Source organism: Denitromonas iodatirespirans, from assembly GCF_018524365.1.
In the GTDB taxonomy this organism is placed as follows: Bacteria; Pseudomonadota; Gammaproteobacteria; order Burkholderiales; family Rhodocyclaceae; genus Nitrogeniibacter; species Nitrogeniibacter iodatirespirans.
In genome coordinates, this window is record NZ_JAEKFT010000081.1 from 1 (window position 1) to 1945 (window position 1945).

A 1945-nucleotide genomic window follows, 5' to 3' on the forward strand; every position below is an offset into this window, starting at 1 on the left:
CATTACCCGTCCAAAAAGACAGGAAACTACACAAATCGGGGCGCCGTGAACAGGGGCGTGGTAAACGCATGATCGTCAACGACATTCTTGGGGTGTCAACGACATGTGGGTAGCTGCGGGAGCCCTGCCGAAATACCCCGGGAATCGCCCCCCCACAGGAAGGCCATGCCTTCCTGAAGTTATATTCGCGTCCACCGCTTGCGCACGATGCTGAGTAATTCCCAAGCGGTAAACACCTGGCCGACCCTGACCAACCAATGGGATCTGGACACACGCATCAGCAACGAGCCCGCCGCCACGGCCAGTGCCGGATGGCTGCGCAGCACCTGACCGACCGCAAAACCTCTATCCACCCACCGAAACGTCGATTGCAGATCCGCTGCGATCGAGGACATCTCGTTGCACTGCGCCGCCGCCTGCACCACCAGCTTCTCACGGCGGCGGCGCAGATGTTCTTTCCGTGCGCTCATGATCGTGGGCTCAGCCGTTCACGGTCTTTGCGCAGTTCGCTCAGGCTCGTGTCGAACAACCTTGGATGGTGCTTGAGCTTGCGGCGCAGAAACCATGCGGTACCGACGCCGGCGCTCAGATAGAGCGCAGCGAATACCCCCAGCGCCGCCAATCGATGATCGTCCCAGAACACCATCAGAACGAATAAGGTCGCAAGCAACACGCCCAGGCCGAGGAAAAACACGGCCACTTGCTGGAGGAGAAGCAACTCCCGGATTCTGACCCCCTCCTCTTCCAGCTCCGTGGAGAGAATTTCCATCCGAGTACGCAGCACCTCTGCGGCGCTTGCCAACAGCCGCTGCAGCGACGCCAATAGCCCCGGCGATCGGGGCGTGGTCGATTCGGAATTGCTGTCGCTGTCTGCCACGTGCTTAGCGCCGACCGCTCAACATGCCGAGCAGTAGTCCGAGGGCGCCGGCAATCGCCACCGCCTGCCACGGATTCTCTTGCACAAGCTGCCCCGTCGCCTTGGCCGCCGCCTTGGCCTTGACCAGGACATCGTCCTCCAACGCATTGAGTTTGCGCCGGACCTCACGCAGATTTTCTTCGGCCCGGTCACGAACAGCGACGATTTTTCCACCGGTCTCATTCGCGGTTAACTTGAGCAGTTCTTCCGCATCGTTAATGACCTTCTGGAAATCCTCGATCAGCTGGTCGCGCGCTTCCTGTGTTTCAGTCGCCATGGTGAACTCCTTTATGGCAATTTGCAGATCGACGGTTTCGAACTGCACTCAATCCTGAACACTGTCCCACCTCCATCTTCGCCACATATTCGCTCGAAAACACACGCTATTCGCCCAGCAGCTCGGCAACCGGCTGCAATTGCACGACGTTCTGGGACACCACTTTCACGATGACGATGATCGGGATGCTGAGCAGCATGCCCCAGACGCCCCAGAGCCACCCCCAGAACAGCAATGAAATGAATATTGCGGCGGTATTCATTTTCGCGATCTTTCCGGTCATCCAGGTCGTGACGAAGGTGCCAACGGCTGTCGCAATCGCCAGTGACCCGCCCGCGACCAGCAGTACCGTTGAAAGATCTCCAAACTGTATAAAGGCCGCCATGCCGGTCGCCGTAGCCGTCACGGCCGGACCAAAATACGGAATGAGATGCAGCAAGCCCGCCGCAACGGCCCAGGCCCCGGCATTTTCCAGCCCGATCCAGCGGAATGCGAGCCATGCAAGCAGCGCGACCAGCATATTGGTGGTCAGCAGCATGAACATATAGCTCTGGATGGATTTATTTATATCGTCAAGGATGTTAACCGTGATCTTCCTGCGCGACAGGGATGGCCCGGTGAGCCCCAATGCTCTCAACTTAAGGAATTCAGCCTTGTGAACAGCATCTGTTTTGGGTAGAATAGTGTTCGTTAAGTTATTGATAAATAGACATTATGAACTCAAATCCTCGACCCCCGGTCGTTGCTGGATG

The 1945-nt window shown here is 57.6% G+C and carries 4 protein-coding genes; all 4 read right to left on the reverse strand.

From position 1 onward, the window contains the following. Positions 1-179: 179 nt before the first annotated feature. From I8J34_RS23930 to I8J34_RS23945, 4 genes are read right to left on the reverse strand one after another with little or no spacing between them, the layout of a single operon-like run. Entirely contained in the window at positions 180-470 is a 291-nt protein-coding gene (locus tag I8J34_RS23930) for a hypothetical protein (protein ID WP_214364143.1), read from the reverse strand. Then, entirely contained in the window at positions 467-877 is a 411-nt protein-coding gene (locus I8J34_RS23935; RefSeq protein WP_214364144.1) for a phage holin family protein, read from the reverse strand. Before I8J34_RS23935 ends, I8J34_RS23930 begins: the two co-directional genes overlap by 4 nt. A gap of 4 nt (positions 878-881) precedes the next feature. Further along, a complete protein-coding gene (locus I8J34_RS23940; protein WP_214364145.1) occupies positions 882-1241 on the reverse strand; it encodes an ElaB/YgaM/YqjD family protein in 360 nt (119 codons plus the stop codon). A gap of 58 nt (positions 1242-1299) precedes the next feature. Further along, positions 1300-1830, reverse strand: a complete 531-nt coding sequence (locus tag I8J34_RS23945; RefSeq protein ID WP_313800628.1) for an AI-2E family transporter — start codon at positions 1828-1830, stop codon at positions 1300-1302. Between the last annotated feature and the right edge of the window lie 115 nt (positions 1831-1945).